At 74.9% G+C, this 22,313-nt stretch carries 12 protein-coding genes and 1 pseudogene; 8 read left to right on the forward strand and 5 right to left on the reverse strand.

Annotation, left to right across the window (positions count from 1 at the left end; all coding sequences use genetic code 11):
* The first annotated feature begins 102 nt into the window (after positions 1-102).
* The 3 genes from AC0B61_RS29670 to AC0B61_RS29680 are packed head-to-tail and all read left to right on the forward strand — an operon-like array spanning position 103 to position 2,865.
* Positions 103-1,533, forward strand: a complete 1,431-nt coding sequence (locus tag AC0B61_RS29670; RefSeq protein WP_471744380.1) for a ferredoxin reductase family protein — start codon at positions 103-105, stop codon at positions 1,531-1,533.
* Positions 1,534-1,553: 20 nt separating this feature from the next.
* Positions 1,554-2,075, forward strand: a complete 522-nt coding sequence (locus AC0B61_RS29675; protein WP_471744382.1) for an FMN-binding protein — start codon at positions 1,554-1,556, stop codon at positions 2,073-2,075.
* Between the two features lie 37 nt (positions 2,076-2,112).
* A complete protein-coding gene (locus tag AC0B61_RS29680; protein WP_471744442.1) occupies positions 2,113-2,865 on the forward strand; it encodes an FAD:protein FMN transferase in 753 nt (250 codons plus the stop codon).
* A 228-nt stretch (positions 2,866-3,093) separates the two neighbouring features.
* On the opposite strand, the gene AC0B61_RS29685 is transcribed toward AC0B61_RS29680, so the two are convergent.
* Entirely contained in the window at positions 3,094-4,119 is a 1,026-nt protein-coding gene (locus AC0B61_RS29685; RefSeq protein ID WP_471744384.1) for a hypothetical protein, read from the reverse strand.
* Between the two features lie 327 nt (positions 4,120-4,446).
* On the opposite strand from AC0B61_RS29685, the pseudogene AC0B61_RS29690 reads away from it, so the two are divergent.
* The 5 genes and pseudogenes from AC0B61_RS29690 to AC0B61_RS29710 all read left to right on the forward strand — a co-directional run.
* Positions 4,447-5,136, forward strand: a pseudogene (locus AC0B61_RS29690) (MFS transporter); the annotation flags it as partial.
* A gap of 67 nt (positions 5,137-5,203) precedes the next feature.
* Positions 5,204-6,883 carry a phytoene desaturase family protein gene (locus tag AC0B61_RS29695; protein ID WP_471744386.1) on the forward strand — a complete coding sequence of 560 codons (1,680 nt, stop codon included), beginning with the start codon at positions 5,204-5,206 and terminating at the stop codon, positions 6,881-6,883.
* A 177-nt stretch (positions 6,884-7,060) separates the two neighbouring features.
* Positions 7,061-7,675 (forward strand): TIGR03086 family metal-binding protein, encoded by a 615-nt coding sequence (locus AC0B61_RS29700; RefSeq protein ID WP_471744388.1) that lies wholly within the window; start codon positions 7,061-7,063, stop codon positions 7,673-7,675.
* Between the two features lie 195 nt (positions 7,676-7,870).
* The gene (locus AC0B61_RS29705; protein WP_471744390.1) at positions 7,871-9,292 is read left to right on the forward strand and encodes a KamA family radical SAM protein; all 1,422 of its coding nucleotides are present in this window, start codon (positions 7,871-7,873) and stop codon (positions 9,290-9,292) included.
* Positions 9,289-10,590, forward strand: a complete 1,302-nt coding sequence (locus AC0B61_RS29710) for a pyridoxal phosphate-dependent aminotransferase (RefSeq protein ID WP_471744392.1) — start codon at positions 9,289-9,291, stop codon at positions 10,588-10,590. Before AC0B61_RS29705 ends, AC0B61_RS29710 begins: the two co-directional genes overlap by 4 nt.
* Before the next feature lie 53 nt (positions 10,591-10,643).
* Here AC0B61_RS29710 and AC0B61_RS29715 read toward each other — a convergent pair whose 3' ends face one another.
* The 4 genes from AC0B61_RS29715 to AC0B61_RS29730 all read right to left on the reverse strand — a co-directional run bounded on the left by AC0B61_RS29715 (position 10,644) and on the right by AC0B61_RS29730 (position 22,202).
* Positions 10,644-17,978, reverse strand: a complete 7,335-nt coding sequence (locus AC0B61_RS29715) for an amino acid adenylation domain-containing protein (protein ID WP_471744394.1) — start codon at positions 17,976-17,978, stop codon at positions 10,644-10,646.
* Between the two features lie 138 nt (positions 17,979-18,116).
* Complete coding sequence (locus AC0B61_RS29720; protein ID WP_471744396.1) at positions 18,117-18,377, reverse strand: acyl carrier protein; 261 nt, start codon at positions 18,375-18,377, stop codon at positions 18,117-18,119.
* A 295-nt stretch (positions 18,378-18,672) separates the two neighbouring features.
* The gene (locus AC0B61_RS29725; protein WP_471744398.1) at positions 18,673-20,457 is read right to left on the reverse strand and encodes an ABC transporter ATP-binding protein; all 1,785 of its coding nucleotides are present in this window, start codon (positions 20,455-20,457) and stop codon (positions 18,673-18,675) included.
* Positions 20,454-22,202, reverse strand: coding sequence for an ABC transporter transmembrane domain-containing protein (locus AC0B61_RS29730; RefSeq protein ID WP_471744399.1), 1,749 nt, complete (start codon positions 22,200-22,202; stop codon positions 20,454-20,456). Before AC0B61_RS29730 ends, AC0B61_RS29725 begins: the two co-directional genes overlap by 4 nt.
* Positions 22,203-22,313: the final 111 nt, after the last annotated feature.

Here is a 22,313-nt window from a genome sequence, read left to right on the forward strand (position 1 = left end):
CGAAGGCCCGGCGGCCCGGGCCGCTCAGAGCCGGCTCAGAGCTTGCGGTGCGATCGTGGTCCGCCTCGGCGGCACTCGCGGCCGGGCGCTGAGGAGGTTTCGATGACCACTGCCGCCGCACCGAAGCCGCAGCCCGGTTCACGGCGGGCCGAAGCACGTCGGCCCGGGCCCCCGCCGTCTGGGGCGCGGCCCGGGCCGGCACCCGCCGGCCGTGGGCACCGGGCGGCGCCGCGCCCGTCGTTCGCCCTCGACCCGGCCGTCGCGCTCGCGCTGATCGCCGCGGGCGCGCTCGGCGTGCTCGCCCTGTGGTGGACGGGCACTCCGGCGGTCGTCGGCGCGGCCGGCTGGCTCACCGGCGCCGGCCGGATCACCGGGCTGCTCGCCGGGTACGCCGCCCCGGTGCTGCTCCTGCTGATGGCCCGGCTGCCGCCGCTGGAGCGCGGGGTGGGCGCGGACCGGCTGGCGCGCTGGCACGCCTTCGGCGGCCGCTGGATGGTCGCCGCCGTCACGGTGCACGTGCTGACGATCGTCTGGGGCTACGCGCTGACCGACGGGCGCGGCCTGCTCGGCGAGGGCGTGGAGATCGTCTTCCACTACCCCGAGATGATCAATGCCGCCCTCGGCACGCTGCTGCTGCTCGGCACCGGCGCCGTCTCCGCCCGCGCCGCGCGCCGCCGGCTCCCGTACGAAGCCTGGTACTACCTGCACCTCGCCACGTACCTGGCGGTGGCGCTCGCCTTCTCCCACCAGCTGGCCACCGGCGCCGACCTCGGCGGCGGCCCCGGCCGCGCCGCCTGGTACGCGCTCTACTTCGGGACGGCGGCGCTGCTCGGCTGGTACCGGCTCGCCCGGCCGTGGCTGCTCGACCGGCGGCACGGGCTGCAGGTCGCCGAGATACGGCCGGAGGGCCCCGGCGTGGTGTCGCTGTTCCTCACCGGGCAGCGGCTGGACGAACTGCGCGCCGAACCCGGCCAGTTCTTCCGCCTCCAGTTCCAGGCGCCCGGCCTGCGCTGGGCCGCCAACCCGTACTCGCTCTCCGCGCCGCCCCACCCGCGGTTCCTGCGCTTCACCGTCAAGGACCTGGGCGGGCACAGCGCCGCCGTCGCCGCCCTGCGACCGGGCACCAGGGTGCGGGCCGAGGGGCCGTACGGCGCGTTCACCGCGCGGCGGCTGCGGCAGCGCCGGGTGCTGCTGCTCGGGGCCGGCGTCGGGATCACCCCGCTGCGGGCGCTGTTCGAGACGCTGCCGGGCGAGCTGACGCTGGTCCAGCGCGCCCGGCGGGCGGAGGACGTGCTGTTCCGGGCGGAGCTGGCCGACGTCGCTTATCGGCGCGGCGCGGTCGTGCACGAGTTGCTCGGCCCGCGGGAGCAGGTCGGTGACCTCGGAGCCGCGCTCGCCCGACTCGTCCCCCACCTCGCCGAGCACGAGGTCTACCTCTGCGGCCCGCAGACGCTGGCCGACGAGGCCGTCCGCGCGCTGCGGGCGGCCGGGGTGCGGCCGGGACGCATCCACCACGAGAGCTTTTCCTTCTGACCCCGAGGAGTCCGACTTCCATGCGCAGAGCCGTTGTCACCAGCGCCACCACCGCCGCCGGGGTGGTGCTGCTGCTCTCCCTCAAACCGCACGAGGCGGCCGGGCCTGCCCCCGTGATCAGTTCGGGGGCGGGGGCCGGATCCGCCCCCGGGGCCGGATCCGACGTCTCGGTACCGTCGAACGCCCCCACCGGGCCCGCGTCGTCCGGCTCCGCCGCGCCGCCGTCGTCGGCTGCCCAGTCCGCGTCGGCTGCCCCCGCCGGTGCCACCCGGAAGGTCAGCGGCGACACCGTCAACACCCGCTACGGCCCGGTGCAGGTCCAGGTCACCCTCGCCGGCAGCCGGATCACCGCCGTCGACGTGGTCAAGTACCCCAACTCCGAACGGCGCGACCGCGAGATCAACACCTCCGCCCTGCCCGTCCTCAACCAGGAGGCGATCTCCGCGCAGAACGCCGGGATCGACGTGGTCAGCGGCGCCACCTACACCAGCGACGGCTACATCCGCTCGCTGCAGAGCGCCCTCGACCGGGCCAAGGGCTGAGGGCTGAGGCACCGTGCTGCGCCACGCCGAACCCGTGATGGGCACCGTCTTCTCGATCGCCGTCCGCGACCCCCGCCCGGGCACCACCGCCGTGCTCGACCGGATCGCCGAGCGGCTGCACCGCATCGACGCGGTGTTCTCCCCCTACCGGCCGGACAGCGACATCAGCCGCCTCGACCGGGGTGAACTGTCCCTCGACGACTGCGATCCGGACGTCCTCACCGTGCTGGCCGCCTGCCGCCGGGTCGCCGAGGAGACCGGCGGCTGGTTCACCGTGCGGCCGGGCGGCCGACTCGACCCCAGCGGCTGGGTCAAGGGATGGGCGGTCGAGGAGGTGGCGGCTCTCCTGCACTCCACCGGCGCGCGGCAGTACTGCGTCAGCGGTGGCGGAGACGTGCAGACGAGCGGCGGCCCGTGGCGGATCGGCGTCGCCGACCCCGGCCGGCCGGGCCTGCTGGCCGCCGTCCTGGCCGGCAGCGGCCTCGCCGTCGCCACCTCCGGCACCGCCGAACGCGGCGCGCACATCCTCGACCCGCACACCGGCCGACCGGCCACCGGCCTGGCCTCCCTCACACTCGTCGGCGCCCCTGGCACCGGCATCGCCCGCACCGACGCCTGGACCACCGCCGCCTTCGCCATGGGCCCGGACCGCGCCCTCGCCTGGGCCGCCCGGCAACCCGGCATCGAGGCACTCGCCGTCCTGCCGGACGCCACCAAACGCTGGACCCCCGGCCTACCCGCCCACCTCCCGGCGAGCGGGCCCGCGGACTGGCAGGCCGCCGTCCGCTGACCCGGCGTCGATATCAGCCTCGACCTCGGCCTCGGCCTCGACCGCATGCGACGAGCTCATGCCGGGGTGCCATGAGACAAGCTCATGTGCGAAGTCATGAGGCGACCTCATGCGCCGGCCTCATGAGACAAGCTCATATGCAACCCCCATGAGACGACCTCACACCCCGACGCCATGAGACACCCTCATGTACCCCCGCGTGCAGCCGAGCTACGACCGCTACGACCGCTACAACCGCTCCTGCTGCGCCGCCCGCCAGGCCTCCCACGCCACCAGCGGCGCCAGGTACGACCAGCGGTGGGAACCGTCCGGGCAGACGCCGCCCTCGACCAGCTCGGACACCGAGCGGCGGGTGAACGGCACCCAGACCGCCATGTCGTGCTCGAAGGTGCTGTGGCAGGCCTCGCGGCGGCGGTCGATCTCGGCCGCGTCGAGCCGCGCCCGGACGGTGGCGACCAGCGTGTAGCAGGAGGCCGGTTCGCTCCAGCCGAGCCAGGTGATCACCGTCGGTCCGACGTCGCCCGGCAGCAGTCCCAGCTCCTCCTCAAGCGCCCGGTGCACCAACCCGTAGAAGTCCTCGGCGGCGCCCGGCTCGTCCCGGTACTTCATCGTCTCGTTGATCCCGACCGTCCACTGCGCCGGGAACGTCGTGACAGCCAGGGAGCGGCGCAGGAGCAGCAGCCGCCCGGCGCGGTCCCGCACCGCGACGCAGGCGCTGACCATCGTGGGCGGCGCGGCGGCCACGAAGCTCGTCAGGCCCTCGTCCAGTGCCTCGCGCAGCAGCCGGCCCGCCTCCGGGTCGTCCCGGCCGAGCCGGGTGGTGGCCATGCACTCGGCGTAGTCACTCTCGGCGATGCCCACCTCACACACGCGGGCCGCGCTGTGCTCGCCGTGATCGACCGTCAGCCGCGAGACGTACGCCGTCCGGCCCGCCGCCCCGGCGGCCCGTTGGCGCGCCGCCTCCTCGGCCCAGCCGACCCGGTCGAGCACGTGCGGGCGGGTGATCCGCCCCTCGTACGAGGTCACCAGCGAGCCCGGGGTCAGCGGCCGGGCCGCCGACCAGGTGATCAGCGGCGCGAGCCCGTCCGCCCGGACGTCGTGCGCCCGCGCCGCCGCGGACAGGCCCGCCCGTCGGACCAGTGGCACCGGTACCCGCGAACTAAGGCGTGAGCCGCCGAACTTGGCGAAGTCGTACACCAGATTGGTCAGCACCCCGAGCAGCAGGGCCCCGCCGATCCCCAGCAGCCACTCCACCCCGGTCTCCCCCGCCTTCGTGATCGCCCGCCCCATTGTGGGGCCCCGGCGTGCCCGGGGAAAGGGGCTTCGCACGGCCCGGTGCCAGGGTGATCGAAAGTCGGCTCGGAGGTACCGGACAGTCGTACGGGCGGCCCGGGCCGGACCGCCCGGACCGCCCGAAAAGTACCGGCCCTGACGTTGATGTCGGAATCACGCCAGACCAACCCCCTCACGGCTTGGTGGACTTCGGTGACATCCACCGCTCACGGACAGGACCTCCGGTATGTCTGACACTGCTCTTCTGCCCACCCCGCCTGCGTCCGGCGGCGCTTCGCCGGGTGGCGGGCGGCGTTCCTGGCGATGGCCGCGCTGACCGTACTGACCTTGGCGCCCCTCCTGGTGTCGCTGCCGCCGCTGCCTCCGCTGACCTCGACCAGCCTGGGGGTGCTGCGCGGGATGCTGGCCGGCCGGGGCACCCGGACCGGCCTCGCGGCCACCTTCCTGATCGTCCTCGCCCACTTCGGCAGCTACACGTACGTCACGCCGTTCCTGGCGGACACCACCCATGCCGAACCGGGTCTGATCACCGGCCTCCTGCTCGCCTACGGCGCCGCCGGGCTGCTCGGCAACGTCCTGCTCGGCGGGCGGGCGGCGCGGGCGCTGCGCCCGGTGTTCGGCGGGGCCGCCGTCCTGCTGGCCGCCGCGACCCTGCTGCTGCCGCTGCTGGGCACCGGCGGGCCGGGTGCTGGCGTGCTGCTGATGCTCTGGGGAGTGGCGTACGGCGCCGTCCCGGTCTGCTCGCTCACCTGGTTCCTCGCGGCCGCCCCCCATTCCCCGGAGGGGGCGGGGGTGGTGTTCACCTCCGCGTTCCAGGCCACGATCTCGATCGGCTCCCTGGCGGGCGGCCTCGTGGTGGACCACTCCTCGCCCGCCGCCGTCATGGTGGCCGGGGGTGTGGTCGCGCTTGTCGCCGCCGCCACCGTCGGGGTGTACGGGCACCGGGTCGGGCCCGATGGGGCGGCGGCCGCACGCTGACGAGGGCGCCGCAGCGGGCCCGCGCACGACTGTTCCGGAGCTGCGCGGTGTGCCGTAGCGTGGCCGGGTGAACACGAACGCGTCCGTGCGGTACGACGTCGTGATCGTCGGCGGCGGGCACAACGGGCTGGTGGCCGCGGCCTACCTGGCGCGGGCCGGGCTGCGGGTGCTGGTCCTCGAGCGACTGTCCCGGGTGGGCGGGGCGGCGGTCTCCGCCCCGGTGTTCCCCGGGGTCGACGTCCGGTTGTCGCGCTACTCCTACCTGGTCAGCCTGCTGCCGCGGAAGGTGGTGCGGGACCTCGGGCTGCGGCTGGAGCTCCGCCGCCGCCGGATCTCCTCGTACACGCCCGCCGTGCGGGACGGCAAGCCCACCGGCCTGCTGGTGGACGCCGGTGACCCCGGCCGCACCCGGGAGTCGTTCCGGGCGCTGACCGGCACCGACCGGGAGTGGCAGGCCTGGCAGCGCTTCTACGGGATGACCGGCCAGGTCGCCCGGCGGGTGTTCCCGACGCTCACCGAGCCGCTGCCCACCCGCGCCGGGCTGCGCCGGCGGGTCGCGGACGACGCCGCCTGGACGGCGCTGTTCGAGCGGCCCCTCGGCGAGACGGTCGAACGGACCTTCGCGGACGACCTGGTGCGCGGCGTGGTTCTCACGGACGCGCTGATCGGCACCTTCACCCACGCCCACGATCCCGCGCTCCGGCAGAACCGCTGCTTCCTGTACCACGTGATCGGCAACGGAACGGGTGACTGGGACGTCCCGGTCGGCGGGATGGGCGCGGTGACGGGCGCGCTGGCCGAGGCGGCGCTGGCGGCCGGGGCGGAGATCCGGACCGGCTGCGAGGTCACCGCCATCGCCGCCGACCGCGGCGGCCCGGGCGACGGCGGCGGCCGCGGCGACGCCGAGGTCTCGTACCGCCACCGGGACGGCGAGGCGACGGCGGCGGCGCGCCGGGTGCTGGTGAACGCCGCGCCGGCGACCCTGGCCCGGTTGCTGGGCGAGGATCCGGGGCCCGCGCCGGAGGGCGCCCAGCTGAAGGTCAACATGGTGCTGCGCCGGCTGCCGCGCCTGCGGGACGCCGCCGCGGACCCGCGCGAGGCCTTCGCCGGCACCTTCCACATCGCCGAGGGCTACCGGCAGTTGGCGGCGGCGTACACCGAGGCGCGGGCCGGGCGGCTGCCGTCGGCGCCGCCGTCCGAGATCTACTGCCACACCCTGACGGACCCGTCGATCCTGGGCCCGGAGGCCGTCCGGCAGGGGCTGCACACGCTCACCCTGTTCGGCCTGCACCTGCCGACCCGGCTGTTCGGCGATCCGGGGACCGGCCGCGAGCCCGGGGAGCGCGGGGGCCAGGAGCGTGCGGCCGGGGAGCGCGAGGTCAAGGAGCGGGCGCTGGCCGCGAGCCTGGCGCAGTTGGACGAGGTACTGGCCGAGCCGATCGCCGACTGCCTGGCCACGGACGCCGACGGCCGGCCCTGCATCGAGGCCAGGACGCCGCCGGAGCTGGAGCGGGAGATCGGGCTGCCGGGCGGCCACATCTTCCACCGCGACCTGTCCTTCCCGTTCGCCGACGAGGAGGCGGAGGGCGCCGCGGCGCGCTGGGGCGTGGCGACGTCCCGTCCGAACGTCCTGCTGTGCGGCGCGGGGGCTGTCCGTGGCGGCGGCGTCAGCGGCATCCCGGGGCACAACGCGGCGCGGGCCGTCCTGGCGGACCTGGCGGATCCGATGAACGGGGCCGACCGCTGAGCGGCTGAGTTCCGGGCACCCAGCGCAACTGCCGAGCACCGAGCGCGAGTTCCGGCACCCATCGCGAGCCTCCGGTCGCCGTCCGGCCCCGCACCGGGATCGGCAGCCCGTCCGTCTGGCATGCCACTTCCGGTAGCGGTTTACTGAGAGTAAGCAGGGCAGGAGGGAGGCCCTCCGATGGAATGTCCACACCCACCCGGGTTCCACATCGAGGTCCGTGAACGCTACATCGCCGCCGCGGCGGAAGTGACCCGGCTGGTCCTGGCCGTCCCCGAGGACGGCTGGACGATCCCCACGCCGTGCCGGGGGTGGGACGTCCGCACACTGGTGAACCACCTTGCCGCGCAACACCTCTGGGTCTGCCAGGCGGTGGCAGGCTACACCCCGGAGTCGATCGGCCACCGCTTCGACGGCGACGTGCTGGGCCGCAACCCCGTCGGCGTGTGGGTGATGGCCGCCGACACCGCGGTGCGCGCGCTGCACCAGCCCGGCGCCCCGGACCGGCTGGTGCACCTGCCGTACGGAGTGCGTGATGTCGGCGGGTACGCACGGGAGTTGACCGCGGAGACCGTCGTGCACGGCTGGGACCTGGCCCGGGCGCTGGGCGAGCGCGGCCGGATGCCGCCGGGCGCCGCGCGGTACGCGCTCGCCGAGTTCCAGGGCTACCGCGACCTGGCCCGCACCGGCCTGTTCGACCCGCCGCTCGGCACGGTACCGGGGGCCGACGCCCAGGACGAGCTGCTGGCCCTCACCGGCCGCGATCCGAACTGGTCGTACGACGCCCTGCCCTGACCGGCTCCCGGACGGCCGGTCAGGAAAGCCGGTCAGGAAGCCGGACAGGAAAGCCGGGCTGAATCGGCGAGCGGAGGAGGAGACCCTTCTGCCCACCGCCGTTCCGCCCGGGCGTCCGCCACCGGGCCCTCGGGGTGCAAGCGGGCGACCGTGAGCGCCTGGACCGGTGCCGGGCTCCGGGACCACCATCGGAGGATGCACGCACTGCGCTCCCCCCTGGCTGCCCCCGGCCCGACCGACCCACCCCGCTTCCGCGCCTACGGGGCCCGGCAGTTGGAGCAGGTCGCGCGGCGGTTCGCCCTGTCCGCGGAGGTCCTCCGGACGGTCGAGCTGGTCTCGCGGGTCCTGCCGTTCCGAGTCAACGACTACGTGCTGTCGGAGCTGATCGACTGGCGGCGCGTCCCCGAGGACCCGGTCTTCCAGATGGTGTTCCCGCAGGAGGGCATGCTGCCCGCCGAGGACCTGCGCCGGCTGGCCGCGCTGCCGGACGGCTCCTCCGCCGAGGCGCGCGCGGCGGTGCGGGACATCCGGTACCGCCTGAACCCGCACCCGTCCGGCCAGCTGGAACTGAACGTGCCGAGCGTCGACGGCCGGCGGCTGGCGGGGGTGCAGCACAAGTACGCCGAGACGGTCCTGTACTTCCCGCAGCAGGGGCAGACCTGCCACACCTACTGCACCTACTGCTTCCGCTGGGCCCAGTTCGTCGGCGACGCGGACCTGCGGTTCGCCGCCGAGGGCCCCGAGCAGCTGGTCGGGTACCTGCGCGCGCACCCCGGCGTCAGCGACGTCCTGGTCACCGGCGGCGATCCGCTGGTGATGTCCGCCGAGCGGCTGCGGCGCCACCTCGAACCGCTGCTGGCGGTGGAGAGCGTGCGGACCGTGCGGATCGGCACCAAGGCGCTCGCCTACTGGCCGCACCGCTTCGTCACCGACCGCGACGCGGACGACCTGCTGCGGCTGTTCGAAGAGGTGGTCGCGACCGGCCGCACGCTCGCCGTGATGGGCCACTACAGCCACCCGCGCGAGCTGGGCCCCGCCGTCGCCCGGCAGGCCGTCGCCCGGCTCCGCGGGACGGGCGCGCAGGTGTACTGCCAGGCGCCGCTGATCGCCCGGGTCAACGACGACCCGCAGGTCTGGAACGAGCTGTGGCGCACGGAGTCGGCCCTCGGCGCCGTCCCGTACTACCAGTTCGTCGAGCGGGACACCGGGCCGCACGAGTACTTCAAGGTGCCGCTGGCCGAGGCGGTGCGGATCTTCGGGGAGGCGTACCGCCGGCTGCCGGGGCTGGCCCGGACGGTGCGCGGGCCGGTGATGTCCGCCGCACCCGGCAAGGTGGTGGTCGACGGGGTCGAGGAGTCCGAGCAGGGGCGGTTCTTCCAGCTGCGCCTGCTCCAGGCCCGCGATCCGGAGCTGGTCGGCCGCCCGTTCCGGGCGCACTGGTCGGCGGACGCCGCCTGGCTGGACGAACTCCGGCTCGCCGATTCGGTGCCGCCGGCGATCCGGGCGGCGCTCAGCGCGGCGGCCCCGCCGGCGATCCGGGCAGCGGCCCCGACGGCAGCCCCGACGGCGGTCCGAACAGCGGCCCCGACGGCGGCCCCGGCGGGGGGTCGGGCATGACCGGGACGAGCGATCGGCACGTCTCGCCGAACATGGCGCTCGACCAGCTGGTGGCCCGGCGGCGGGCCGAGGGCGCGGAGATCGTCCACCTCGGCTTCGGCGAGTCCGGCCTGCCCGTCTTCCCACCGCTGGTGGAACGGCTGACCGCCGGGGCCGGGCGCAGCGGGTACGGCCCGGTCGCGGGCGCTGCGGACGTCCGCAGCGCCGTCGCCGGGTACTTCACCCGGCGCGGTTCGGCCACCGGCCCGGAGCAGGTCGTCGTGGCACCCGGCAGCAAGCCGCTGCTGATGGCGCTGCAACAGGTGCTGCCCGGCGACCTGGTGCTGCCCGCGCCCGCCTGGAACACCTACGCCCCGCAGGCCGCACTCGCGGGCAAGGCCGTGGTGCGGGTGCCGATCCCGGCGGAGTGCGGCGGGGTGCCCGACCCGGCGGCGCTGCGTACGGCGGTGCGCGCGGCCCGGGCGGCGGGCCGGCGGCCCGGTGTCCTGATCCTCACCCTGCCGGACAACCCGACCGGCACCCTGGCCGGCCCGGAACTCGTCACCGAGCTGTGCGCGGTGGCCGCCGAGGAGGACTTGACGGTCGTCTCCGACGAGATCTACCGCGACCTCGTGCACGATCCGGCGCAGCCGTTCCTCAGCCCGGCGGACGTCCTCCCGGAGCGGACGATCGTGCTCACCGGGCTCAGCAAGAACCTGGCCCTGGGCGGTTGGCGGATCGGGGCGGCCCGGTTCCCGGCCGGAGCCTGGGGCCGTGAGGTCCGGGACCGGGTGACGGGCTACGCGAGCGAGGTGTGGTCGACCCTCGCCGGGCCGATGCAGGAGGTGGCGGCGTACGCGTTCGCCGAACCGCCGGAGCTGCGCGCCCACCTCGCGGCCTCCACCCGGCTGCACGCCGAGGTGGCCCGGGCGGTGCACCGGATCGTGGTCGGCTCGGGCGCCCGCTGCCGGGCACCGCAGGCCGGCTTCTACCTCTACCCGGACTACGGGCCGCTGCGCGCGGGCTTGGCCGCGCACGGCGTGGGCGACTGCGCCGGACTGCAGCACCACCTGCTCTCGCGGGCCGGCATCGCCGTGCTCGCCGGGCACCACCTGGGCGACGACCCCGGCGCGCTGCGCTTCCGCATCGCCACCAGCAAGCTCTACGGCGAGACCGCCGAGGAGCAGTGGCAGGCGCTGGGGAGCGACGATCCCGCCGCCCTGCCGCAGGTGGCACGGCAGTTGGCGGTCATCGAGCGGGGGTTCTCCGCGCTGGCCGTTCCACCGGGCGGCGCCCGCGCGGCGGACCGGCCGGCCTGAGCGCGGGCGCCCGCGTCAGCGTGCGTACGGCTGACGCGGGCGCCCACGCCCGGTCAGCCGTGCTCGCGGACGGTGTCCCGGAGGCTGTCCGCGAGCGAGCGCACGATCGGGTAGCGCAGGAACGAGTAGTGGTCGCCCGGTGTGCCCCGCACCTCCAGGTCCGGCACGTACGGCTGCCAGGTCTCCCGGATGGTGGTCCCGATCCAGCCCGGCAGCGGGCGGTGCTCCGCCTCGTAGAGGGTGACGGGGAACTCGACCGGTGCGGGCTCGTACGCCAGGACGGCGGTGCCGATGCCGCGCATGACGGTGAGGTGGCGCACCAGGTCCGCGCCGGCGATCTCGTGCAGCTCCGGCGGGATGTTCAGCTGCTCCAGCCCGGCCGCCACGTCCTCCGGCAGGGCGGCCGGGGTGTGTCGCCGCGTGCCCGCTGCTCCCGCCGCCTCCGCCTTCTGCTCCTCCTCCGCCTTGTCCGCCTCCGCGAGCCGGGCCAGCAGGCCGTCGATCGTCGCGATGTTCCCGCGCACGCCGTCCCGGTACTCCGCCGTGGGCAGGATGCCGTCCAGGGCGACGACGCGGACGGCGTGTCCGCCCGCGTGGAGCAGCCGGGCCGTCTCCAGTGCCAGGACGCCGCCGAAGGACCAGCCCACCAGCAGGTACGGCCCGTCCGGCCGGCTGCCGAGGATGGCGTCGCGGCAGCTGCGGGCCATCGTCGGGATGTTCCACTCCGCCGCGTCCGGCCGGTCCCACCAGGACAGTTCGACGCCGAGCAGCCGGGCGTCGGCGCTCAGCGCGCGGGCCAGCGGGACGTAGCCGGTGACGTTGCCCGCGATCACCGGGAAGCAGAAGGCGGCGGGCGCGGAGGTGCTGTCGTTCAGCGGGGTGACCGTGCCGTGACCGGCCGTGCCGGCCCCGCCGTCGAGGGCATCCCGCCCGAGGTGCTCGGCGATCCGGGCGATGGTCTGGTGACGAACCATCAGCCGAGGCGTGAGGTGGATGCCCAGGCGGCCCGCCCGGTGGACGGCGCGGATGCTGAGCACGGAGTCGCCGCCGAGTTCGTAGAAGTTGTCCTCCGCGCCGACCCGTTCGACGCCCAGGACCTGTTCCCAGACCCGGGCCAGCGTCTGCTGGACCGGCCCGGCCGGGGCCACGTACGCCCCGCCGGTGTCCGGCCGCGCACCGTCCGGGGCGGGCAGCGCCCGCCGGTCCACCTTGCCGTTCACGGTCAGCGGCAGCGTGTCGATCGCCATCACGGCGGGCACCAGGTACTCCGGCAGCCGCTCGCCGGCCCGCCGGCGCAGCGCGGCGGCGTCGACCGGGCCGCCCGGTTCGGCGGGGGTCACGTAGGCGACCAGCCGCCGCTGCCCCGGCACGTCCTCCCGGGCCAGCACCACCACGTCGCCCACCGGTCCGCTCGCCCGCAGGGCGGCCTCCACCTCGCCCGGCTCGACCCGGACGCCGCGGATCTTCACCTGGTCGTCGACGCGGCCGAGGAACTCCAGGTCCCCGTCGGGCCGCCACCGGGCGAGGTCCCCGGTGCGGTACATCAGCGCTCCGGGCCCGCCGTCGGGCCGGGGACGCCCGGTGGCCGAAGCGGTGGCCGAACCGGTGGTGGTCGGGCCGGGGGTGAGCGGCCCCGGTCCGGGGGCTCCGTACGGGCAGGCGACGAAGCGTTCCGCGGTCAGGGCGGCCCGGCCCTGGTAGCCGCGGGCCAGGCCGACGCCCGCGATGTACACCTCGCCGGGGACGCCGACCGGCACCGGGTTCAGGTACCGGTCCAGCAGGTACACCCGCTTGTTGGCGATCGGCCGGCCGACGACGTCCTCGGTGCGTTCCGCCCAGTCCTCGGTGGCGGGCCAGTAGGTGCTGGTCATGGTGCACTCGGTGGGGCCGTACTGGTTGACCAGCGCGCCCGGCAGGACACGGCGCCCGTGCTGGCCGGCGAGCCGGAGGCTCTCGCCGCTGGCCACCGTCAGCCGCAGCGAGGCCAGCGCGTGCTCCGCCTCGGGGAGCGACAGGAGCTCCCGCAGCTGGGAGGGGACGGTGCTGAGCAGCACCTCCACCCGGTGGCGCTCGACGCACTCGGCGATCGCGGCCGGGTCGAACGGGCCGTCCTGCGGGGCGAAGACGGCCGTGGCACCGCAGCTGAGCGGCCCGAGCAGGTCCCGTACCGAGGCGTCGAAGCCGACGGACGCCAGCTGCAGCACCCGGGTGCCGGGGGTGATGCCGTAGCGGGAGGTCACGAAGGACAGGTAGGCCGTGACGCCCTGGTGCGGGACGGCGACGCCCTTGGGGGTGCCGGTGGAGCCCGAGGTGTGCACCACGTAGGCGAGGTTGCCGGGCCGGGCGGACGGCTCCGGGTTCCCGTCGGGGCAGGCGGCGAGGGCGGGCGCGTCCTGGTCCAGGCAGACCGCCTCGGTGTCGGCACCGAGCCGGTCCCGGAGCTCCTGCCGGGTGACGAGCAGCGCCGCGCCGGTGCCGGCCAGCAGCGCCGCCAGCCGCTCGCGCGGGTGCGCCGGGTCCAGGGGCACGTAGGCCGCGCCGGACTTGAGGATGCCGAGCAGGGCGGCGGCCAGCTCCGGACCTCGCTCCAGGCAGACGCCGACCAGGGCCTCCGGGCGGGCGCCGGCCCGGCGCAGCCGGTGCGCGATCCGGTTGGCGCGGCGGTTCAGCTCGCCGTACGTCACCTCCTCGGCACCCGCGATCAGCGCGACGGCGTCGGGTGTCCGGGCGGCCTGCTCCTCGAACAGCTGGTGCACGCACCGGTCGTCCGGGTAGGGCGCGGCGGTGTCGGTCCACTCCTCCAGCAGCTGCCGCCGCTCGGAGCCGGTCAGGAGGGGCAGCTCGGAGAGCCGCCGGTCCGGGCCGGCCGCGATCCCGGCCAGCAGGGTGGCGAAGTGCCCGGCCATCCGCGCGATGGTGGTGGGTTCGAAGAGGTCGGTGCTGTACTCGATCACGCAGTCCAGTTGCCCGTCGCTCTCGTGCGCCGCGAGTGTCAGGTCGAACTTCGCCGCCTGCGGTTCCCACTCCCCCGGCGTCACCGTGAGCCCGTCGAGCGTGAACGGTGACCTCGGGGTGTTCTGGAACATGAACAGCACCTGGAACAGTGGGTTGCGGCCGAGGTCGCGCTCCGGGCGCAGCTCCTCCACCAGGCGCTCGAACGGCAGGTCCTGGTGCGCGTAGGCGCCGATCGCACTGTCCCGGACCTGCGCCAGCAGGCCGGTGAAGGACGGGTTCCCGGCGAGGTCCGCGCGCAGCACCAGGGTGTTGACGAAGAAGCCGACCATCCCTTCGGTGTCGGCCCGGTTGCGGTTGGCGATCGGGGTGCCCACCGCGACGTCGTCCCGGCCGCTGTAGCCGGACAGCAGGGTCTGGAAGGCGGCGAGCAGGGTCATGAACATCGTCGCGCCCTCGCGGTGCGAGAGTTCGCGCAGCGCCTCGGTCAACTCCGGCGGCAGGGTGAACTCGTGGCGCGCTCCGCTGCCGGAGCGCACCGCCGGGCGCGGCCGGTCGGTGGGCAGCTCCAGCGGTGCGAGTCCGCTCAACCGTTCGCGCCAGTAGTCCAGTTGGTCGGCCAGCACGTCGCCGCGCATCCAGTACCGCTGCCGCACCGCGAAGTCGGCGTACTGGATCGGCAGCGGCGCCAGCGGGGACGGCAGGCCCCGGGTGAACGCGGCGTAGAGGGCGGCGAGTTCGCGGCTGAGCACGCCCATCGCCCAGGCGTCGGCGGCGATGTGGTGCACCGCGAGGAGCAGGACGTGCTCGTCGGCCCGCACCCGCAGCAGCCGGGCGCGCAGCAGCGGGGCCGCGGCGAGGTCGAACGGCCGGGCGGTCTCGGCGGCCACGAGCGCCGACACCTCGGTCTCCGCCTGCTCGGCGGGAAGTCCGCTCAGGTCGGTCAACGGCAGCGCGAGGGCGCCGGGTTGCTCGATCACCTGGAGCGGGACGCCGTCCGCCACCTCGAACCGGGTGCGCAGCACCTCGTGCCGGGCGACGAGCTCCGCGAGCGCCCGTTCCAGCGCGCCCGCGTCCAGGCCGCCGGTGAGCCGGAGCACCCGCAGGATGACGTACTCGGTGCTGTCCGGGACGAGTTGGTCCAGCAGCCAGAGCCGTTCCTGTGCGAAGGAGGCGCGCAGCGGCCCGTTCCGCAGCACCCGCCGGATCGGCGGCATGGTCAGCGCGGGCTCGGCGCCCGGGGGCGCCTCACCGCCCGCGCTCACCACCTCCGCCAGGGCCGCCACGGTCGGGGCGGCGAAGACGCTCTGCACGCCGAGGCCGTCGCCGAACTCCTGGCGCAGCTGGGAGATCGCCTGGGTGGCCAGCAGGGAGTGGCCGCCGAGTTCGAAGAAGTTGTCCTCGGCGCCGACCCGGTCCACCCCCAGGACCTGTTCCCAGACCCGGGCGATCGACTGCTCGACCGGGGTGGCCGGCGCGACGAACGCCTGGCCGGTGTGCGGCCGCGCACCGTCGGGGGCGGGCAGCGCCCGCCGGTCCACCTTGCCGTTCGCGGTCAGCGGTACGGCGTCGATCACCACCGTGTGCGAGGGCACCATGTAGTCCGGCAGGCGCCGGCCGGCCCGCCGGCGCAGCGCGGGCAGGTCGACGTCGGCGCCCGGTGCGGCGGGCGTCACGTAGGCCACCAGCCGGCGGTCCCCCGGCACGTCCTCGCGCGCGATCACCACCGCGTCGCCCACCAGCCCGTCGGCGCGCAACGCCGCCTCGACCTCGCCCGGCTCGATCCGGAAGCCGCGGATCTTCACCTGGTTGTCGGAGCGGCCGAGGAACTCCAGGTTCCCGTCCGCGCGCCACCGGACGAGGTCGCCGGTGCGGTACATCCGCTCCCCCGGGGGCCCGTAGGGGCAGGCGGGGAAGCGGTCGGCGGTCAGCCCGGGCCGCTTGAGGAAGCCGCGGGCCAGCCCGGCGCCGGCGATGTACAGCTCGCCGGGCACACCGACCGGCACCGGGGCCAGGTGCCCGTCCAGCACGTACACCCGGGTGTTGGCGATCGGCCGGCCGATCGGGACGACCGGCGCCGGCCCGCCGTCCGGACCGACGTCCGGCCCGACGTCCGGCCCGACGTCCGCGGCCAGTGTCCAGATGGTCGTCTCGGTCGGCCCGTACATGTGGGTGAGCCGGCGGACCTTGGGGCGGGTGAGGGCCGCGAGCGGGGGGTCGAGCGCTTCGCCGCCGAGCAGGACGTGGAGCCGGTCGGAGAGGTCCGGAAGTTCCTCGACGACGAGCTTCCACAGCGGCGGCGTGGCCTGCAGGACGGTGATGCCGCGATCGGCGAGCAGGGCGGCGAGCCGCGCGGGCGAGGTGGTCTGCTCGCGGGTGGCGAGGTGGACCTGGGCGCCGTACACGAGGGGCAGCAGCAGGTCGACGCTGGACATGTCGAAGGTGTAGGGGGCGACCGCCAGCAGCCGGTCCTCGGGGCCCAGGTGGAGGACGTCCTGCATCGCGAGCAGCCCGTTGACCAGGTTGTCGTGCCGGGTCTGGACGCCCTTGGGAGTGCCGGTGGAACCGGAGGTGTAGATGACGTAGGCGAGGTCCCCGGGGGTGGCGGCGGTGGCGGCGGTGGCGGCGTCGGGGTCCGAAGCCTCGCCCAAGGCCTCGTCCAAGGCCTCGTCCAAGGCGCCTTCCAGGGCCTCTTCCAGGGCGTCTTCCAGGTGGAGCACGGTCCCGGCGTCCGGGAGCCGCTCGGCCAGGTGCCGGTCGGTGAGCACGACCGGCGCGGCGATGTCGGCCAGCAGCAGGGCCAGTCGGTCGCGCGGGTGGTGCGGGTCCAGCGGGACGTAGGCGCCGCCGGACTTGAGGACGCCCAGCAGCGCGACGACCAGGTCGGGGCCGCGGTCCAGGCAGAGCGCGACCAGGGTCTCCGGTCCGACGCCGGCCCGGACCAGCCGGTGCGCGAGCCGGTCGGCCCGCTCGTCCAGCTCCCGGTACGTCAGCGCGCGCTCGCCGCAGACCACCGCGGTGCGCTCCGGCGTCGCGGCGGCCTGCCGGGCCACCAGCTCGTGCACCCGGGTGTCCGGGAAGGCCGTCGCCGTCCGGTTCCACTCGGTGAGGAGCTGCCGTTCCTCGGCGGGGGTGAGCAGCGGCAGCCGGGAGACGGCGGTGGTCGGGTCGGCCGCCGCGCCGGCCAGCAGGGTCAGGTAGTGGCCCGCGATCCGCTCGGCGGTGCTGCGGTCGAACAGGTCGGTGGCGTACTCCAGCGTGCCGCTGAATCCGGCCGCGGTCTCGGCGATCTCCAGCGACAGGTCGAACTTGGCGACGTCCCAGCCCAGCGGTTCGGCGGTGACCGCGACGCCGGGCAGCGCCCACGCGTGGTCGGCGGCCTGGGGGTCCTGCATGTTGAACATGGTCTGGAAGAGCGGGGTCCGGGACAGGTCGCGTCCGGGGGCGAGGTGCTCGACCAGCCGCTCGAACGGGAGGTCCTGGTGGTCGTACGCGGCCAGCGCGGTCTCCCGTACCTGCGCCAGCAGATCGGCGAAGGTCGGGTCGTCGGTGAGGTCGGCGCGCAGCACCACCGTGTTGACGAAGAAGCCGATCAGCGCTTCGGTCTCCGCCCGGTTGCGACCCGCCACCGGCGTGCCCACCGCGACGTCCTGCCGGTCGCCGTACCGGGCCAGCAGCACCTGGAAGGCGGCCAGCAGGCCCATGAACGGGGTGACCCGGTGGGCCCGGAACACCTCCTTCAGCCGCCCGGCGAGTTCGGCGGGCACCTGGAAGGAGAGCGTGGCGCCGCGTGCGGACCACACCGGCGGCCGGGGCCGGTCGGCGGGCAGGTCCTGCGGGGCCAGATCGGCGAGCTTTCCGGTCCAGTAGGCGAGTTGTTCCGCCAGCACCGGGCCGTCCAGGACGTCCCGCTGCCAGATCGCGAAGTCCGGGTACTGGATGGGCGGTTCGGGCAGCTCGGGCTTGTCGCCCGCGCGGTGCGCCGCGTACAGCAGGCTCAGCTCGTCGACGACGATGCCGATGGACCAGCCGTCCGCGACGATGTGATGGAACGTCAGAGAAAGCAGGTGCTCGTCCGGCCCCTGCCGGTACAGCACGGCACGGAACAGCGGGCCGCGCTGCAGGTCCATCGGGGCCATCGCCGCGGCCGCGGCCTCCCCCGGGCCGGCCGGGGCGTCGGCCACCCGCAGCACCTCCGGGCTCGGGTCGAGCACGAGCTGGCCCGGCCGGCCGTCCCGCTCGCCGAAGACCGTCCGCAGCGACTCGTGCCGGGCGACCAGGTCGGCCACCGCGGCGGACAGCGCCGGGACGTCCAGCTCCCCGGTCAGCCGGAGCACCACGGGGATCAGGTACTCGGTGCCGCCCGGGGCCAACTGGTCCAGGAACCAGAGTCGTTGTTGGGCGAAGGAGAGCGGCATCAGGACGTCGTTCGGCATCTGTTCCCCCTGGTCGGATTCACCTGGTCGGATTCGCCCCGGTCGGAATGCGAAGGGCATGGCTCATCGGTCGGCCCACCCGGCTGATCGGCGCTGTCCGGCTGATCGGCGCGCGGGACGGCCGCCGCTCCGTCCGGACTATCCGGCCGGTCGATCCGGCCCCGGGCCGGCGGTGGGGGCGCTGCCGATGTGCGCGGCCTGGGCATCGATCGTCCGGTGCCGCAGGAGTTCGGCGATGCTGAGTGCCGCCCCCGTCCGGACGAGAATGGCCTGCTGCAGTCGGATGGCCAGCAGCGAATTTCCGCCGCAGTCGAAGAAATCCCGTTCGGGGTCGGCCGGGGCGGTCCCGAAGACATCGCCCCAGGCCGCCCGGACGTCTTCCAGTATCCGCTCGCTCAATGCGAAATTCACCCCCTTCCAACGAACGACGGATCAGGATCAGGTGCGGAATCGGACTCCGGGCTAGGGCCTGTCTTCAAACTCCCGCCGTCCGGCCGGAGGGCGGGCGGGGCGGCGTTGGGGTGCGTGCATCGCAAGGCGGAGGATGGGGGCACCTCCCGGCCGAAGGCTGGGGGAGAGTCCATGCGGTGGGGGTACCTCCCGGCCGAAGGCTGGGGGACATCGGCGACTGACGACAACGCGGCGAGGTGCGTGCCCCGGCGTCGCCCCGCAGGCGGGAGTTTGAAGACAGGCCCTATCCCTGCCAGGCGCGCCAGAGGGCCGCGTAGGCGCCGTCCTTGGCGAGCAGGTCCTCGTGCGTCCCGAATTCGGTGAGCCGGCCGTCGTCGAGCACGGCGATCCGGTCGGCGTCCTGGGCGGTGTGCAGCCGGTGCACCACGGCGATCACGGTGCGGCCGCTGGTCACGGCCGCCAGCGAGCGTTCCAGGTGCCGGGCGGCCTGCGGGTTCAGCAGTGAGGTCGCCTCGTCCAGGATGAGGATGTCCGGGTCGGCCAGGAGGAGCCGGGCTAGGGCCAGTTGCTGCACCTTCGCCGGGTCCAGCGCGTGTCCGCCGGGGCCGATCCCGCTGTCCACCCCCAGGGTCTCGGCCCACTCCCAGGCGTCGACGGCGCGCAGCGCGTCGGCGATCTCCTCGTCGTCGGCGCCGGGGCGCGCGATGGTGAGGTTGTCGCGCAGGGTGCCCCGGAAGATGTGGTGTTCCTGGGTGACCAGGGCCACCGTGCCGCGCCGGGCGGCCGGGGCGAGGCCCGCGACCTCCCGACCGCCGACAGTGACGCCGCCGGTGTCCGGGGTGTAGATCCCGGCGAGCAGCTTGGCGAGGGTGGACTTGCCGGCGCCGGACGGCCCGACCACGGCCAGCCACTCGCCCTGCCGGACCGTCAGGTCGATGCCGCGCAGCACGTCGTGGCCCGGCTGGTAGGCGTAGCGGAGGTCGCGCACCTCGATGTCCCGCACCTCGCCGGGCCGCGCTTCGCCGCCACTCCCCCGGCCGCCGCGCACCTCGCCCGCCGTCGGTGCGGCGCCCGGGGTGACGGCGGGCGGGGCGGGCTCGCGGAACCGCGCCATCCCCAGCAGTCGCGCCAGCGCGGCGCCGGCCGACTGCAGCGAGTCCAGCCAGAACATCAACTGGTCCAGCGGGTTGAGCAGTTGTGAGGCGTACAGGGTACCGGCGGTGACGGCGGCGAGGGAGACCGTGCCGTGCAGGTAGAGCGTGCCGCCGAAGATCAGCATCGCGGCGACCGGCAGGGCGTAGCTGGTGTCGCAGAGCGGGAGGAAGACGTTGCGCAGCCGCAGGGTGTAGCGCTCGGCGGCGTAGGAGGTGGCGATGTCCTCGTCGACCCGGTCCATCCGGCGGGCGGTCAGCCGCAGCGCCTCGACGGTGCGGGCGCCCTCGACGGTTTCGGCCAGGCTCTCGGTGAGCCGGGAGTAGGTGGCGGCCTCGCGCAGGTAGCCCTGGTGCGCCCGGCGCAGGTACCAGCGGGCGGCGCCGTAGAGCACCGGCACCGAGAGCAGGCAGGGCAGCAGCAGGACGGGGCTGATCAGCGCCAGGGCGCCGAGGGTGAAGCAGACGATGCCGACGGAGGTCATGGTGGCCGGGATCGCGGAGCGGATGGCGTTGGACAGCTGGTCGATGTCCCGGGTGGTGCGGGTGATCAGGTCCCCGGCGTCGGCGTCCTCGACGGTTTCCGGCGGCAGGCCCAGCAGGTCCGAGACGAACTCCTCCCGCAGGTCGGCCAGGATCTTCTCGCCGAGCCTGGCGGCCGCGTACTCGGCGAGCCGGACCAGTACGGCCTGGGCGGCCAGACAGCCGAGGATGAGCAGCACCAGGCGCAGCACGGTGTCGTGGCCGTGGGTGACGTCGGCGACCAGGTTGCCGAGCAGCCAGGGCGCGAACAGCCCGGCGATGGCGGCGCACGCCTGCAGGCCGACGACCACGGCGAATTCGCCGCGGTGGGCGAGGACGGCGCGCCGCGCGTACGCGGCGAGTTCGCGGTTGGAGGCGACGGGCAGCTCGCTCATGCGGCGGCCGTCCAGCGCTGGACCAGCTCGCGGTAGCGGTCGTCGGCCATCAGCGCCTCGTGGGAGCCCTCGGCCGCCAGGCCGCCGTCCAGGACCAGGGCGACGCGGTCGGCCTGGTGCAGCAGCAGGGTGCTGGTGGTGAACACGACGGTGGCGCGGCCCCGCCGCAGCCGGGCGATGCCCTCGGCCATCCGGTTCTCCGTGTGTGCGTCGACGGCGCTGGTCGGGTCGAGCAGGATGAGGACGGCCGGGTCGGCCATCAGGGCGCGGGCCAGCCGCAGGCGCTGTTGCTGCCCGCCGGAGAACTCCCGGCCTCCGGCGGCGATCTCGGTGTCGAGTCCGTCCGGCAGGGCTTCGACGACATCGCGGGCGGCGGCCGCGTCGACGGCCGCCCACAGCGGGTCGTCGGGGTCGCCGGGTGCCAACCGGTCGGCCGGGTCGAGTTCGCGGCGCAGCGGCCCGGCGAACAGGTGGTCCTCGGCGGTGGCGACCAGGATCGTCTCGCGCACCCCGGCCAGCGGCAGGGCGGCCAGCGGCACCCCGGCGTAGGTCGCCGCGGAGTCGACCTGCCGGCCCAGCCGGTCGGCGAGCGCGACCGCGTCGGCGGACGAGCAGACGACGGCGGTCAGGCCCTCGGCGGGCACCCGCAGGCCGGAGTCGGGGTCGGCGAGGACGCCGGGGTCGGGCACGGCTGCGGCGTCCGGGCCGAGCGGAAGGTCCGGGCCGAGCGGGAGATCCGGCGTGGACGGGAGGTCCGGCGCGGTGCGGAGCAGCCGGACGACGTTCTCGGCGGCGACGTGGCCCTGCATGGCCTTGGAGACGGCGAAGGTGATCTGGTTGGTGGGGATCACCAGGTAGGTGGCGTAGCCGTAGAAGGCCACCATCTGTCCGGCGCTGAGTTTCGCGTCGAGGACGAGTTCGCCGGCCAGGGCCACCACGCCGGCGAGCAGCAGGCTGGGCAGGAAGGTCCTGGTGGCGCCGAGCACCGCCGAGGCGCGGCCCTGGCGGAGCGCGGTGGCCCTCAGGCGCTGCGAGCCCTCGCGGTAGCGGGCGGCGAACAGTTCCTCGCCGCCGATCCCCCGCAGGACGCGCAGTCCGCGCACGATGTCGACGGCCTGGTCGGCGAGTTCGCGCTGGTGGGTGCGGAGTTGGCCCTGCCGGCTGCGCAGCACCCGGGCGAGCCGGGTGGTGACCACGAGCATGACCGGCACCGCGATCAGCACGAGCAGGCCGACCTGCCAGGACGCGGCGAGCATGAACGCCGCGACGGCGGCGAAGCCGACCACGCCGCCGACGCCGCGGGCGCCGACCTCCAGGGTCTGGCCGATCAGGCTGATGTCGGAGACGCCGACGGTGACCAGGTCCCCGGCCGAGACCTTCCGGCCGACGGTGCTGCCCAGTTCGCAGGCCTTGCGGGTGACGAACCGCATGGTCTCGTAGCCGGGTTCGACCCGGAGCCTGGTCTCCAGGCGCTCCACGGCCATGGCGGACAGCGCGGAGACCACGCCGACCCCGAGCACGGTCAGGCCCCAACCGACCAGTGCGGTCTGGTTCCTGGCGACCAGGCCCTGGTTGATGGCCTGGCCGATCACGGCGGGGGTCAGTCCGAGTGCGGCCGCCCAGGCGATGTTGCCGAGGCAGTCGAGCAGCAGGACGCGCCGGTGGCGGGCGGCCATCCACAGCAGGTACCGCCACGGGCCGCGCAGGTCGGGGGTTCCGGGTTCCCGGTCGAAGAAGTCACGCACCGTTCAGCCCTCGCGGGTGAAGCCTGCCCCACACTTGCGCCTCCATCTCGGGTCGTCGGCACGGCCATTAACCGCGGAAGCCGAGCGATCTGTCCATTCGTCCAAGGTCCG

The sequence above is a fragment of the Kitasatospora sp. NPDC023385 genome, from assembly GCF_055664045.1.